Origin of the sequence: Helicobacter magdeburgensis (assembly GCF_000765825.2) — a bacterium.
Lineage (GTDB): Bacteria > Campylobacterota > Campylobacteria > Campylobacterales > Helicobacteraceae > Helicobacter_C > Helicobacter_C magdeburgensis.
Genome location: NZ_JRPE02000001.1, coordinates 176,689 through 190,755 on the forward strand (window position 1 = coordinate 176,689; position 14,067 = coordinate 190,755).

At 41.1% G+C, this 14,067-nt stretch carries 11 protein-coding genes; 3 read left to right on the top strand and 8 right to left on the bottom strand.

Features of this window, described 5'->3' with window-relative positions:
• Position 1: 1 nt before the first annotated feature.
• From LS74_RS00890 to LS74_RS00920, 7 genes are all read right to left on the bottom strand, one after another.
• Positions 2-1,609: an ATP-binding cassette domain-containing protein gene (locus LS74_RS00890; RefSeq protein ID WP_138128659.1), complete on the bottom strand. Its 1,608-nt coding sequence runs from the start codon at positions 1,607-1,609 to the stop codon at positions 2-4.
• On the bottom strand, positions 1,609-2,745 hold the full coding sequence (locus LS74_RS00895) for an ABC transporter permease (RefSeq protein ID WP_138128667.1): 1,137 nt from the start codon (positions 2,743-2,745) through the stop codon (positions 1,609-1,611). Before LS74_RS00895 ends, LS74_RS00890 begins: the two co-directional genes overlap by 1 nt.
• Positions 2,738-3,790 carry a microcin C ABC transporter permease YejB gene (yejB, locus tag LS74_RS00900; RefSeq protein WP_034589547.1) on the bottom strand — a complete coding sequence of 351 codons (1,053 nt, stop codon included), beginning with the start codon at positions 3,788-3,790 and terminating at the stop codon, positions 2,738-2,740. The genes LS74_RS00895 and yejB overlap by 8 nt, the downstream gene beginning before the upstream one ends.
• Positions 3,791-3,881: 91 nt before the next feature.
• Complete coding sequence (kcuS, locus tag LS74_RS00905; protein ID WP_002956502.1) at positions 3,882-4,082, bottom strand: KCU-star family selenoprotein; 201 nt, start codon at positions 4,080-4,082, stop codon at positions 3,882-3,884.
• Between the two features lie 18 nt (positions 4,083-4,100).
• Positions 4,101-4,997, bottom strand: coding sequence for a hypothetical protein (locus LS74_RS00910; protein ID WP_034588522.1), 897 nt, complete (start codon positions 4,995-4,997; stop codon positions 4,101-4,103).
• Between the two features lie 11 nt (positions 4,998-5,008).
• Positions 5,009-5,827 (bottom strand): hypothetical protein, encoded by an 819-nt coding sequence (locus tag LS74_RS00915; RefSeq protein WP_236096739.1) that lies wholly within the window; start codon positions 5,825-5,827, stop codon positions 5,009-5,011.
• 294 nt (positions 5,828-6,121) lie between these two features.
• Positions 6,122-8,278, bottom strand: a complete 2,157-nt coding sequence (locus LS74_RS00920) for a carbon starvation CstA family protein (protein ID WP_034588525.1) — start codon at positions 8,276-8,278, stop codon at positions 6,122-6,124.
• Positions 8,279-8,525: 247 nt separating this feature from the next.
• Here LS74_RS00920 and LS74_RS11155 point away from each other — a divergent pair, with 247 nt between their 5' ends.
• The 3 genes from LS74_RS11155 (at position 8,526) to LS74_RS00935 (ending at position 13,428) form a co-directional block, all read left to right on the top strand.
• Positions 8,526-10,781, top strand: coding sequence for an autotransporter outer membrane beta-barrel domain-containing protein (locus LS74_RS11155; protein WP_236096740.1), 2,256 nt, complete (start codon positions 8,526-8,528; stop codon positions 10,779-10,781).
• Between the two features lie 69 nt (positions 10,782-10,850).
• A complete protein-coding gene (gene trpF, locus LS74_RS00930; RefSeq protein ID WP_138128661.1) occupies positions 10,851-12,359 on the top strand; it encodes a bifunctional indole-3-glycerol phosphate synthase/phosphoribosylanthranilate isomerase in 1,509 nt (502 codons plus the stop codon).
• A gap of 22 nt (positions 12,360-12,381) precedes the next feature.
• Positions 12,382-13,428 (top strand): CapA family protein, encoded by a 1,047-nt coding sequence (locus tag LS74_RS00935; RefSeq protein WP_034589368.1) that lies wholly within the window; start codon positions 12,382-12,384, stop codon positions 13,426-13,428.
• 53 nt (positions 13,429-13,481) lie between these two features.
• Here LS74_RS00935 and LS74_RS00940 read toward each other — a convergent pair whose 3' ends face one another.
• Entirely contained in the window at positions 13,482-14,048 is a 567-nt protein-coding gene (locus tag LS74_RS00940; protein ID WP_034589369.1) for a hemerythrin family protein, read from the bottom strand.
• Positions 14,049-14,067: the final 19 nt, after the last annotated feature.

Sequence of the window (14,067 nt, forward strand, 5' to 3'; positions counted from 1 at the left end):
TTTATTTACCAAAAAACGCTTCTATCAAAGCCCTTGCTTCCACACTCTGCGGAGTTTCAAACACATTCTCACTTGTGCCATACTCCACCGCCACACCCTTGTGTAAAATCAACACTTCATCACTCAACTCTCGCAAAATCTCTAAATCGTGCGTGATAAAAATATAGCTCATCTGCATTTTCTCTTGTAGTTCTAATAAAAGCGTGAGTATGAGCTTTTGAGAGCTTTTATCAAGGGCGGTTGTAGGCTCATCAAGCAATAAAATCTTAGGCTCTCTTACAATCGCCCTAGCAATGGCTACGCGTTGCTTCTGCCCCCCGCTTAGTTCAAAGGGATAGGCGTGAGCCAAGCTAGAATCTAGCCCTGTCATTTCCAAAGCCCACGCGATTTTTTCCCTATATGCTTCATTTTTTGCCTTATTTTCTATCTCTTGAGGGAGCTTTCCCAACGCTTCTTTGATAATATCGCCAACACGAAACCGCGGGCAGAGTGAAGAAAAAGGGTCTTGAAACACCATACTGATTTGCCTTCGCAAAAGCTTCACATCTGCCTTTGTGCGTTTAATCTGCCTTTCATTAAGATATAACTCCCCCTTTGTCTCAAGCAAATGCAAAAGCCCTAGGGCAAGGCTAGACTTCCCACCGCCAGATTCCCCAGCGATTCCTAGAATCTGCCCTTTTTTCAGGCAAAAACTTAATGGGGATAGAATCTGCTTATAAGTGCTTGTGAAAAATCCTTGCTTTTTTACCCCCACACTTAAATCCCTAGCCCTTAGCACAATGTCTTGTTGCATAAAATCGTGGCCTGCTTGCTCTAAAGCCTTGCGTTTAGGGAGCTTTAAAGATTCAATTAAAAATCGCGTATAGGAATGCTGCGGGGCGTTAAAAAGCTTCTCACTCAAAGCAGATTCTACAATCTTGCCATCTTTTAGCACCACCACCCTATCGGCAAACTCCCGCACAACGCCCAAATCGTGGCTAATAAACAAAATCGCACTCTGCTTTGCTAGGCTTGAAAGCAGCTCCATAATTTGCCGCTGCACCAGCACATCTAGAGCAGTCGTAGGCTCATCGCAAATAAGCAATTTTGGATTATTCACAATACTCATCGCAATAGCTACGCGTTGCTTCTGCCCCCCGCTTAGTTCAAAGGGATAAGCGTGAGCCAAGCTAGAATCTAGCCCAATTAATGCTAAAAGCTCTGCTAATCGCTCTTTTGCCTTATTTGCTAAAGCCCTGCCTTTAAGATGGGGGTAAAGCTCATTAGCGTGGAGATAAAAGCTCTCCATTATTTGTTTGCCGACTTTATGAAGGGGATTAAGGCTTGAAAGCGGCTCTTGTGGGATATAGGCAATGTCCCTGCCACGCAGAGATTCTAGCTCTTTTTGCGTGAGTGTTGCTAGATTTTTATTCTCAAACTCCACACTACCACTTTGCAAAGCAATATGCGGATTGAGCTTCAAAATAAGTTGAGCCAACATACTCTTGCCCGAGCCAGATTCACCAACTAATGCAACTTTCTCGCCGGGCTTAATGTGTAAGCAAATATCTTGCAAACCAAAACGAGCAGAATGCAGAAAATGAGCATTAAGATGAGAGATGTTTAGCATTACACGCCCTGCTTTGAATCTTTTGGATCTAGGCTAGATTCTCGCCCAGTTTCTTTAATGTGAGCTTTAAGATGTGCTTTAATATGCGGATCAAGTGCATCACGCAACCCCTCGCCGATAAATACAAGGATTGAAAGCAGCACACACAAAGCCAAAAACGCACTAATGCCTAAATGTGGTGAGATGAGATTATTTTTACCTTGGGAAAGTAACTCACCTAAACTCGCACTTCCAACGGGCATACCAAAGCCCAAAAAATCAAGGCTACTTAGCGTTACAATGCTTCCTGCCATAATAAAAGGCGTGAAAGTCAAAGTCGCACTCATCGCATTAGGCAGGATATATGAAAAAATGATTTTTATATCACTTACTCCCATTGCTTGAGCGGCTTTAACATACTCTAAATTCCTAGCCTTTAAAAATTCAGCCCGGACAAGATTCACAAGCAAAATCCACGAAAATGCCCCCACCACACACAGAATCCACCAAAAGCTAGGCTCAAACACACTTGAGATGATAATAATCACAAATAAAATAGGCACAGCATTAAAAATCTCTATCATTCTTTGTCCCATTAAGTCCAACACCCCACCATAATACCCCTGCAATGCTCCCACCACAACGCCTATCACTACACTACACACACTTAAAATAAGAGCAAAAATAATGGAGATTCTATATCCATAAAGTAGCCGACTTGCTACATCTCTTGCCTTATCATCTGTGCCAAGCCAATGCTTAGAATCCGGAGGCGTGGGGGCTTGAGCGTTTAAATCCATAATAATGCTATCATAGCTATAAGGAATCATTGTCCTTAGCACAAAGGCGTCTTTTAATAGCTCATCTCTCACATAGCTATCAAGGTAATCACAAGGCGTTTGAAAATCCCCACCAAACGCACTCTCTGGGTAATCCACAAACACAGGAAAATACATCTTAGAATCTTTATAGATAAAAAGGGGCTTTTCATTAGCAATAAACTCCGCAAACACGCTACACACAAACAGCACAAGAAAGACAATCAAAGAGTAAAATGCGCGTTTATTTTGCTTAAATACTGCCCAACGCAGTTGCAAATTGCTTTGTTTTATAGATTCTCTATGCGTAGATTCTATGCGTTTTTGAATCTTAGACATTTTTACTTCCAAAATGAATCCTAGGATCAATAAAGCAATACAAAATATCGCTAATAATGCCTATCACAAGGGCGATAAAGGTAAAAATATATAATGTCCCAAACACCACAGGATAATCGCGATTAACCACACTCTCATAGCCTAAAAGCCCAAGCCCATCAAGGCTAAAAATAATCTCTATGAGCAAACTCCCGCTTAAAAACGCTCCCACAAACACCGCAGGGAATCCACTCACAATCAAAAGCATCGCATTGCGAAAAATATGCTTATACAAGATATGTCTTTCACTCCCGCCCTTTGCCCTAGCACTCATCACATAGCTTTTATGAATCTCTTCTAAAAAGCAATTTTTACTGAGCATACTCAAAGTCGCAAGCCCACCGATAGAAATACACAGCACCGGCAAAAATAAATGCCACAAATAATCTACAATCTTCCCAACAACGCTTAAAGATTCAAAATTCTCACTCACTAGCCCACGCAAAGGGAATATATCAAAGTAGCTCCCCCCACAAAATAGCACCACAAGCACCACCGCAAACATAAACGCCGGAATCGCATTTAACACCACAATCACAACGCTACTTAGCACATCAAATTTTGAGCCATTCCGCACCGCCTTTGCAATACCCAATGGAATGCTGATAAGATAAATCAGCAGTGTGCTAAACACGCCTAGAGAGATAGACACAGGGAGTTTTTGAGCGATGATTGAAAGCACACTTGATTGTGCGTAAAAGCTCTCGCCAAAGTCAAAACACACAAACCGCCATAGCATTTCAACATACCGCTCACTTAAAGATTTATCAAAACCATAGAGTTTTTTTATCTCTTCAATAAGTTCAGAATCTAGCCCCACAGAGCCTTTGTAAAGCGTATTTGAGCCTGTTGGGGCTTCGGTAATTTGAGAGAGATTTTCCATTTTAGCGATACTTTGCTCCACCGGACCGCCCGGGGAGAGTTGCATAAGCAAGAAGTTAATAGTCATAACCCCCAAAAGCGTGGGGATAAGCAACAACAAACGCTTAAGAATATAGCCTAGCACCGCTTTCCTTTAGAATTTAAGAGTTTAAAACCATATTGTAGCAAAATGAAGATAAGTTTTTGTCATCGCAAACCTTGCGAGTTTATCCTTATCAGCACTTTGTCCTACCCGCTCCGTATTTTGCCTCTAATGCCTCGGCAAAAAACTCTTTTTGCGTTTTTGGAATCTTATCGGGGTGGTGGATTCTCATATGTTCTACATATTTATCATAGCTTGGCATACCCACCAGCAAGTGAAAGAATCTATCACTTCGCCGATAGAGAGCTTTAAGCCTAGCAAATAGTTTTTTCACTTTTTTACACTCTCCTTTTTAGAATCCATAACTATACTGTAAAAGCAATCTATGCGTTGAGTTTTCTGGCTCATAGATTGCTGTGGGATCACCTGTAATACTACTGCTTGTCCGCATAGGATCTGCTGCACCAATATGCCAATACTCATATACTAAGCGGATAGATCGCGATGTAGAATCTTTGCCATAATATGTGCGACCGATAAAGGCATTTAACCCAAAGCCATTTTTTTGCGTTACATAATAATCATCATTGAATCCATACTCCGAGGCGGTGGAGAGATGATTACCAAAAATTAAATACCGATAGCCTAGTCCGTAGTTTAGCACACCTTTATTGCCTATATACACTTCACCCTCAAACTCAAGCGGCACATACAAGTAGCCTTGAAGTCTATCCATTATCATAAATTCTGTGCGGTTGAAAAAATAGCCCAAACCACCTTGGAGATACAAACTCGCCATTTGAGAAGCTTTTAAAAGATTATATCCACCCCTTAGCTCTACATCACCAGCAGACATACCCATCATACTGATAACCCTTTGTCCATTTCTTTGTGTATTATCCGTATCAAGTATGCCGCCTGTGTAGATTCCAAGTGCATACCCAAGCCTTGCACTCCCCTCAAGCTTTATCCCCAAAGGATTTACCAAGCCAAGCTCCCCCATAAGCCCAAAAGTTGCGGTATCTATTCGCATTACCCTAGAGCCATCACGCCCTACTTCACCATAATGATGATAGCCCGTATAAAAGCCCAGAGAGCGATACAAGCCGCTTTTCATAAGGCTTTTTTGACTGCCATAAGCGATATATTCTTCATCTGCTAGGCTTTCTGCCACGCCAAATATGCCAAAACCCACACATAGCATACCTAGCACATAAGCTTTAAATTGAGCTAAGATTCTAGTTTTCATCACAGCACCTCCTAAAACCCAAAGCCCACGCGTAAGCCTACAAAGCTTGTGTGGGATTTAGGATAGTGGATTGTAGCACTCGCACCCGCAATTACACCCGGCGTGGTAGAATCTGCTGGCATACTGACATTAAGGCTTGAAGATGCACCCAAGCTTTCAAACCTTGCATAAAGCTGAGTAAAGAAAAAAGAAGTTTCATTCACATAATACCGAAGCCCCAGCATAAAACGTAGTGCATTTTGCCCTCCATCAAATGACAATGTATGGGATTGGTTGCTACCATTCACGCCCACACCGCCACCTGTGCCTAAAAGCACATCATACGAAGCAAGATATTCTAGCTTTACCTTATGATTTAAGGCTACATTACCGCGTAACTCCAAGGGCAGATAGGTCCCACCAAGTTGTGCTGCAATGGGCATATTGCCATAAGTAATCGCCCCAGTAGATTCACGCAACCCTATGCCAAGATAAAGTGGGTTATCCCTTGTGCGTGTGATGAAGTAATAGCCCAAGCCAAAATTTATATCAATATTTATCCCCAAGCCCCCACGCACGGGTGCTGTGCTTAAAAGTTCAGAACCCACAACAGGAGCAATGCCATTAAGATTCCCAGCACTGCCACCAAGACCTACAAATCCATTATGTGCGAAGCGATTATCATAAATCGTCTCATACTCATAATAGAGCATCGTATGTGCGGCGTTAAACTCACTCTTTCCAGCCTTGTGATTAAACCACGCCTCCTGAATCCCAATCCTATCAATGCTTTCACGCCCCTGCAATAAACACAGAGAAATTCCACACAGCAAAAAAATATACCTTTTCATCTCGCACCTCCGCATAAGTCCTATATACCTTTATTCCACAGATTGCCTTGTATTTTTTGTTGTCGTAACACTTTACAAAAAAAAAAAAAAAAAACATAACAAGCCTTACGCCTACACTATTTCAAAATGATACAGGATTTCACATTTTTTCACTTTACATTGAGCTTAACAGAATCTTTATGGATTTCCGCCCCGTAAGATAAGCCTAAAAGCCACTCCTACAAAGGCGGAGATTCTAAGCAACTAAGCTTAGAATCATAAGCAAGAATCTAAAAGGCAGAATCTAATGCACTTTTAATGCACTCCTGCCATACGCCCTTCAAAATCACTTGCCTTACGATATGGACTTTCAGCCATTGGGAGTTTCTCTCCATTAGCACAACGCCAACAAATCATCACGCATTTAATCAAAATTAAACAAGTAACCACCATAAACAAGCCACAAAGCAAAGCATTGATGAGATTATTATTTGCAATAGTAGCAAATTTCGCCGCTTCAGCTGTAAGATTTGTAATGACACTTTCATCTGTTGTTTCTTGAATCTTTTGCATAGTTGCCGCTGCCTTTTGGCTATTAATCTGCCATAATGCTATGTGGCTTACCGCATCGTGCACCTTTTCACCATTTGCTGGAAGAAGTTTTAAGATTCCAGCATAGAGCGTGCTAATAAGCACCCAAGCTGCCGGGACAATAGCCACCCAAGCTTGTTTTGCTTTACCCATTTTGAAAAGCACTACAATCACGGTGAGTAACGCCATTCCCGCTAACATTTGATTAGAAACACCAAAGAGTGTCCAAAGTGATTTTACCCCACCTTGTGGGTCTGTAACACCTTGATAAAGGATATAACCCCAACCAGCTACACAAATTAATGTCGCCACAACACCCCAAAACATTGAGTGAATGTTACCAATAGGCTTATAGACATTTCCTAGCACATCTTGCACCATAAAGCGTCCTGCTCTAGTCCCCGCATCAACAGCTGTAAGAATAAACAATGCTTCAAACAAAATCGCAAAGTGATACCAAAATGCCATAGAGCCTTGATTGAAAAGTGGCACTTGAGAAATGATGGTCGCTAGTCCAATAGCAAATGTCGGCGCACCACCGGTTTTGCTCAAAATTGTCGGCTCTCCCACTTCTTTTGCCATACCAAGAATGTCTTCAGGCGTGATGACAAAGCCCCAGCTACTAATCGTCTGTGCAGCAATGGCTGCTGCTTCTGCGACATCTTTTACCCCAGCTGTGCCAAGTGCCGCAGGAGCGACATTGATTGAAAAATAAAGCCCGGGTGTGAGAATCACCGCTGCGATAAGTGCCATTACAGCCACTGCAGATTCCATAAGCATAGAGCCATAACCCACCATTCGTGCGTGAGATTCTTTCTCTAGCATTTTTGGCGTTGTCCCACTTGAGATTAAAGCGTGGAATCCGCTAATCGCCCCACAAGCAATGGTGATAAACAAGAATGGGAAAAGCTGTCCGCTAAAGACAGGTCCCGTGCCATCAATGTATTTTGTAACGCTTTCAAATCGCACTTCAGGCATAACGACTAAGATTCCACCAGCCATAAGCACAATAACACCAATCTTTAAGAATGTGCTAAGGTAATCACGCGGAGCAAGTAAGAACCACACCGGCAAAATTGCCGCAATGAAGCCATAAGCTATCATTACATAAGTAAGTGTTACCGGAGTTAGTGTAAAAATCTCTGCCAACTGCGGATTTGCCGCAACATCACGCCCATAATACAAGGCTAAAAGCAAAAGGATAAAGCCAATGATACTTGCCTCGCCAATTTTACCCGGGCGGATAAAACGCATATGAAGCCCCATATAAATGGCAATGGGAATTGTCATAGCGATTGTGAAAAGTCCCCAAGGAGATTCAGCCAAGGCATTGACAACCACAAGAGCTAAAATCGCAATAATCAACATCATAATGCCTAGAATCCCAACCATTGCGATACTTCCCACACCCTTGCCTAGCTCAAGTTTGATAATCTCACCAATAGACTTACCATTTCTACGCATAGAGATAAAAAGCACGGTAAAGTCGTGAACCGCCCCAGCAATCACAACGCCCACAACAATCCAAATCATACTTGGCAAATATCCCATTTGTGCCGCAAGGATAGGACCCACAAGCGGACCAGCTCCAGCAATCGCAGCAAAATGATGTCCAAAAAGCACGATTTTATTTGTCGGCACAAAATCGCGTCCATCATTATTCACAACCGCAGGAGTCGCACGATTATCATCAAGCTCTAACACCTTAAAAGCGATGTATTTAGAGTAATAGCGATACGCTATGGCATAAATACATACCGCCGCTACCACAATCCACACTGCTGAAATGCTTTCACCCGTATGCAACGCCAAGACACCAAAGCAGTAAGCACCAATGAGCGAAACAATCGCCCACAACCCTATACTGAGAATCTTATTCATAATGCTCCTTTGTTAAGTTAGAATGGATTACGGCTCTAAGTCTAAACACTTCAAACTTAAAGCCTATCACGCAATAAAATAAATGTTTAACTTTTTTGAAAAATATGGCAGTTTAGTAACATCATTAATGTGAGAAAATTCTATATGTTTCATTTTGTAATGATTTTTGCGTGATTTTGTGGTTTTTATGCAGTTTGCCTTAAGATATATTGGGATAGAATCCGCGGATTTTTACTTTGAGGGTTGAATGTATTTGAAGCTTAATTTGCCTTTGTGGCGATTATCATCTTTGTATCGCCTTAAGATTCTATGCGTTGTGCTATATGCACCACTTTTTCTCTATGGCATAGACTACACAGGCAAACTACCTAGCCAAATAACCTTGCAAAATGGAGTAAGCCAAAGCCACAATCTCATTGCAAAATGTGGAAATCAATACTGCTACGCAGGATTACCCGGTGATTTTATTAATAATGCTTACGATTTTAGCTGCTCTACAAGTAGCGGGGCTTCTCACTTGTCTATTCACGCTATCACACCACAAAACCCTATCAATCAAACATTATCCATTTTTTATATTGGAAAGCTCAATGTCGGCTCAAATTCAAACCTAGAAATCAACGATTTTCACACAATATCATTTCAAAAAGGTTTGATGCTTGATACTAACGCATCACTTGAAATCATCTTACAAAAAGGTAAAAAAATTAATGCAAGTGAGTTTGGTGCATCTTCAAAAATGATTCTTTCACGCCAAGCAAATCTTTATCTAGGTAATGGAGCAAATCTTTATGCTACCAATATGGATTTTTTCATCTTAGATTCTCAAGCTTTTATAGACAAAAATGCGACAATGAGAGTAGAGGCTGATACCATACGGATTCATAATACTTTACATAATTATGGAACATTGAATCTCCAAGGTGAAGTGTGGAATGTAGGAGCAAGTCCTAATGGTATTAGTCTAGCTACTTCAAATTTTTTAAATACAGAGGGCAAAATAACAATTCAGGGTAATTTTTATAATGGGGGCAAACCAAAAAATGATGGTGGGTTTGATTTTACATCGCCTGGTGGCGGGAATCTTATCAATTATGGAGGAGAAATCCACATTACAGGGCAACTCATTAATCAAAAAGGTGAGGAACTTTCCCGTGTAGAACACTCAAATGTGCAGATTTATGGTGGGAGCATTAAGGTAGATGGCAGTATGACAAATGCCGCGGATAGTAGCCTTATCTTTGGCGCATATAATGGCAAACTAGGGCAGCTTATCGGCAATGTCAATAATCAAGGCAAGATTCAAGTAGATATTGCCGGAGCAGAGCTAGGCTCACATCAGCTTATCACAGGCACATTAAGTAGAAATACAAATATGGAGATTTTAGCCGGTGGGGGCAAAAGTGAGTTCATAAACTCTAGCTCACAAGGCAATGGCTCTATCAAGCTTGAAAAGAACACCCAAGCTATTGATACCTTTCTCCAAAGCCTAGATAAAAATCAAAATAGCATTCTAACAAGCCTTGAAAGCAATCTAGAGCAAGATTCAAAGAGCCTTTATACTTATGGCAATAGGGCGTTTCTCACAAATTTGAGTTCCAATATTGACACTTCTGCAAATATGCTAAGCACACAAGCCCCTAGCTTAAGCCTTTGGAGCATTATGCAAAATACTACTTTGCCCCTTATCTATCAGCCACCGATGAAAAGATTTTCATTTAATCTCGCTCCCTTTGCCTCAAATGCAAATAGTGCAAATCTCTCCACCCCACTTTATGGCACAAGCCTAAGTGCTACTTTGCAACAAGGACTATATTCTTTGAACGCATTTGCTACTTATGGGACTTCTCAAAGCACAAGTGCTTTAGATTCTACACAAACCCACCTTAACTCAACCGCATTGCTTATCGGCACATATAGCAAGCTCACTTTGCCAAAGCTTGAGCTAACACTCCTTGCTTATTATGGCAATACACAGCACACAAACAAACGCGAAGTCCTTTTTAGCTCAAGCACCTTTCAGGGCAAACTCTCCTACAACGAGTTAGGATTGCAAAGCACACTTGGCTATCCCATAAACTATCATAGATTCTATTTTAAGCCATTTTTAGGGCTTTCTTACACACTTGGTATGCAGGGGACATTTGCTGAATCTCAAGCAAATAACGCCAATATACCTACGCTTTCTCTTAAAGCCCAGCAACACCACACGCTAAGTCTCTTGCTAGGCACTCAAATGCGTTATTATTTTGGATCTCGTCATATTCTCTTTGGTGGGCTAAATCTACAATATGTCCCAACTCCCACACAGCAAACAACAGCCTATTTTGGCAATTCACCACTTTATTTTACAAACCCACAAACACTTGGTTACACGCTTCATTTAGGTGGCTCTGTGCCTTTGCATAAGCACATCTCACTTAGTCTTTATGCCCTATACGCTCAATCGCCAATACAGTTTAAGACATATTCAGGCACACTCAATCTTTCATATTATTTTTAATATTGCCTAAGCTGTGCTAGAATACGCCCTATCCACCTATCTCATATCACTTAAGGAACGCATAAGTTTATGGTAGAAGTCCTAGCTAAAATTATCGCCAAACGCTCACAAGATATCGCCACAAAGGGCTTAGACTTTGGACACGCTATCCCACAAAATAGAATCCACCCACTTATCCCACCAAAGCTAGATAAGCCACTCATTATCACCGAGATTAAACGCGCCTCGCCTTCAGCTGGGCATATAGGGGATATACATTCAGTTACACATTTAGCACAGAACTATCTTAATGGCGGAGCTTCAGCTATATCAGTGCTATGTGAAGAGCGACATTTCAATGGGAGTTTGAGAGATTTAATGCAGGTGAAAAACGCTTATCCAAATGCCTGTGTTTTACGCAAAGATTTTATACAAGATTCACAAGAAATTGAGATTAGCTATCGTGCTGGGGCGGATATGGTGCTGCTTATTGCGGCGATGTTTATTGATGAAAAAGATGGCTTTTTGCAACTTCAAAAGATTTATGAAAAATGCTTATCCTTTGGCATTACGCCCTTACTTGAAGTGCATAATCAAAGAGAGATTGACTTTATCGCTCCATTGCAGCCCGCCCTTGTGGGTGTGAATTCACGCAATCTCCATACTTTTGAGATTGATATACCCTCCGCTTGTGTATTAAGACAATCTTTACAAGATTCTCTACCTACAAGCAAAGTCATTTTTGAATCTGGCATAGATTCAGCTTCAAGTGGCTTTATGGTAGGCTCTCTAGGCTTTAATGGATTATTATGTGGCAGCTACCTTGTGGCTCACAAAAACCCAACTCACGCTATTCAATCGCTTAAATCAGCCTTTGAGCTTAGCTTTACACAAAAGCCACGTTTCTACAATGATGTGTTTCACAAATGGCATAAGGGGAAAACTCTTATTAAAATATGCGGTATTACAAGCCTTGATGATGCCCTGCAAATAGGCGAGTTAGGAACTTATGGTGGGTTAGATATGCTAGGCTTTATTTTGGCTAAAAACTCTCCGCGTTTTATAGAATCTAAACAGATTCAAAACATAGCAAAAGCCCTGCAAAAGCTTTATCCGCATATTTTACGCATAGCTGTGGTGAATGATAAACACTCCTTAAACACCGCTAAGATTCTGTATAAAGAGGGTTATATTGATGGGATTCAGCTCCATAGCCTTAATCCACAAACGCCAAAAATGTATGCCAACACTTCGCTTGAAGACGCCCTGTATTGCTACTATGTGGCACAAAATGTAGAGAATCTAACGGATTTTAGCAAGGAATACGCAGGAGCATTCTGCCTTATAGATTCTAAAAGTATTCAGGGGGGAGGCTCTGGCAAAAGTGTAGCAAAAGATGTGCTTTTATCGCTTAAGGAGCGGTATTTGTGCGTTGCTGGGGGCATTAACCCGCAGAATCTAAAAAGCTTTCTAGCACTCAAACCCTCTCTACTTGATATAAACTCTGGCGTAGAAAAATCCGCAGGGCTAAAAGATATAAACGCAATTCAGCAGATTCTTAACACGCTAGAATCTAGCCATAACCCTAAAGCAATATAATCCCAAACACAAAGGAATATCAATGAAAAAACTGCTTTTTGTATTTTGTGTCATTTTAAATCTTTCGCTTTCTGCTTACGCAGATTCTAAACTCACGCTTATTATGGCTGGGGACGCCCTGCTACACGCTTCTGTGTATAATGATGCAAAAAGAGAAAATAACCATTACGACTTTAGCCCTATGCTCAAAGCTCTTGAAGATGTTGTCCCAAAATATGACCTTGCTTTTTACAATCAAGAGACGATTCTAGGCGGCAAAGAGCTTGGCTTAAGCACTTATCCCGCCTTTAACTCTCCACAAGAATTTGGCGATAATATGCTCTCTTTAGGCTTTAATCTTGTCTCTCTAGCTAATAACCACACGCTTGATAGGGGTGAAAAGGCTATACGCTCCTCCCTTGCGTATTGGAAAGATAAACCTGCTCTCACCGCTGGAAGCTATGAATCCTTAAAAATGCGTGATACTCCACAGATTCTAGAAAAAAATGGCATTACATACGCACTTTTAGCCTACACTTACGGCACAAATGGAATCCCTGTTCCAAAGGGCAAGGAATATCTTGTGAATGTCTATACAAAGACAATGCTTGAAAAGGACATTAAGGCTATACGAGACAAGGTGGATTTGCTGATTGTATCAATGCACTGGGGGATTGAGTATGAGTTTGAGCCAAGTGCAGAGCAGAAAAAATATGCCAAGCTTTTAGCGGATTTGGGGGTGGATTTAGTCATCGGCACACATCCGCACGTTGTGCAACCCGCAGAATACATAGGAGATACTTTAGTATTTTACTCACTTGGGAATCTTATCTCCGCACAAAAAGGCACAAATAAACGCATAGGAATGCTAGGAAGCGTGGAGATTGAGAAGCTTGAAAATGGCAAGGTGAAAGTGAAAAATCCTAGTGCAGAGCTGATTTATACCTACTACAATTCACGCTTTAAGGATTTTAAGCTAATGTGGTTTAACGATCTCAACAACGCAATCCTGCCTGATTATAAGAAAATCTATAAGCAATATACAAATATTATCACTCAAGGAAAAAGTGAGATTCAAATTGGATTATAGATTTAAGATGAGCTACTAGAATCTAGCGGTAGGTAAGATTCTAGCCAAAGATTCTAGCGTTGTGCTTTAAAATGAATGCGTTGATGGCATTCTTTGCAATTAATTGGGTGGGTAGAATTACTCACAAAAATATGCATAGATTCTGTGAGCTTATGCTCCTTGCCCGGACACGCACAAGTATAATAGTAGTACTTGACATCTCGCACTTCACAACTCGCATTTTTCTCTAACTGCTCTTTGCGATACTTTTCAATCTGCATATCCTCTTGCAAAATATGTGTCAAAAGCCAATCTTTAGCAATTGTTGAAATCATCTCTTTTAGAATCTCCACAGAATGCACATTTTTCACCATTCCTGCCATATCGGCAACAATTGTGCGGTGAATCTTCCTATGCTCTTCCAAACGCGGATAGCCAATAGCCTGCATATACTGCTCTTCATCTCTAAAGTGCGTTTTCATATAGTCAAAAAACTCAATAAGGATCATCTTTACTTCATTGGCTGAACTAGGGCTATTAGCGATACGATACGCCTTATGAGCCAAAGTAAAAAGCATTTGATGTTGCTGGTCAATAATCTCGTGATGAACGCTAAAATCATCGCTCCAATCTGGTAGCATATCTCCTCCTTAAGCCAAG

Bases quoted from the DNA above. Each gene is read 5' to 3' on its own strand.
- LS74_RS00920 (WP_034588525.1), bottom strand. From the start codon at position 8,278: ATGAATAAGATTCTCAGTATAGGGTTGTGGGCGATTGTTTCGCTCATT.
- trpF (WP_138128661.1), top strand. From the start codon at position 10,851: ATGGTAGAAGTCCTAGCTAAAATTATCGCCAAACGCTCACAAGATATC.
- LS74_RS00895 (WP_138128667.1), bottom strand. From the start codon at position 2,745: ATGTCTAAGATTCAAAAACGCATAGAATCTACGCATAGAGAATCTATA.
- LS74_RS00910 (WP_034588522.1), bottom strand. From the start codon at position 4,997: ATGAAAACTAGAATCTTAGCTCAATTTAAAGCTTATGTGCTAGGTATG.
- LS74_RS00915 (WP_236096739.1), bottom strand. From the start codon at position 5,827: ATGAAAAGGTATATTTTTTTGCTGTGTGGAATTTCTCTGTGTTTATTG.
- LS74_RS00890 (WP_138128659.1), bottom strand. From the start codon at position 1,609: ATGCTAAACATCTCTCATCTTAATGCTCATTTTCTGCATTCTGCTCGT.
- LS74_RS11155 (WP_236096740.1), top strand. From the start codon at position 8,526: ATGTATTTGAAGCTTAATTTGCCTTTGTGGCGATTATCATCTTTGTAT.
- LS74_RS00935 (WP_034589368.1), top strand. From the start codon at position 12,382: ATGAAAAAACTGCTTTTTGTATTTTGTGTCATTTTAAATCTTTCGCTT.
- LS74_RS00940 (WP_034589369.1), bottom strand. From the start codon at position 14,048: ATGCTACCAGATTGGAGCGATGATTTTAGCGTTCATCACGAGATTATT.